This is a genomic window from Candidatus Hakubella thermalkaliphila (assembly GCF_013281975.1).
GTDB lineage: Bacteria > Actinomycetota > Humimicrobiia > Hakubellales > Hakubellaceae > Hakubella > Hakubella thermalkaliphila.
The window spans coordinates 1-655 of the sequence record NZ_BLRZ01000423.1; the positions used below are offsets into that span (position 1 = coordinate 1).

The window sequence follows — 655 nt, forward strand, 5'->3', positions numbered from 1 at the left end:
AACAATGAAACGGCTGTATATAGATTATCGACGTTTTGGACCGTAACAATTTCATGATTATATTGGTCAACGACACCTGCCACCTGGGCGGAATACTCCACCCCCAGGGTGTTCAGGCGGCCGGAATAGAGACGGACCATGAGCCCTCCCAGTTTTTCTGCCAGAGGGAAGAAGGGGGACAATACTTCCATCACTTCCGGGCTGGCAGCCGGGACATTGACCGCATTGGTGACCGGCTCTCCCAAGAGAGCTGCTCTCACCTGTTCGGCAATGACCACACCTGCCTTGTCCTGAGCCTCTATGGTGGATGCTCCCAGGTAAGGGGTTACCACCACCTGAGGAGACTTAAAGAGGGGGGAATCGGTACACGGTTCCTCCTCGAAGACATCCAAAGCTGCACCACCCACCTGTCCTGACTCCAGGGCTTCTACCAGCGCCTCTGTATCTACTATGCTTCCTCTGGCTACGTTGATCAGAAGAACACCTCTTTTCATGGCCTGAAACTCCTGCCGGCCAAACATATGATAGGTATCCTTGGTTTTGGGAAGATGTATGGTTATGAAGTCCGAAACCTCAAATAGATCTTTAAGTTCCCTGGGGAGGGGAGCCTTTCGAAATACGATGGCCTGATCATCAGGAGTGATCATCAGGAGTG

The 655-nt window shown here is 52.1% G+C and carries 1 protein-coding gene; it reads right to left on the reverse strand.

The genetic code is table 11. From position 1 onward, the window contains the following. Positions 1–655 (reverse strand): NAD(P)-dependent oxidoreductase (locus HW443_RS12545; protein ID WP_275942776.1); only part of this gene is annotated, 655 nt, incomplete at both ends.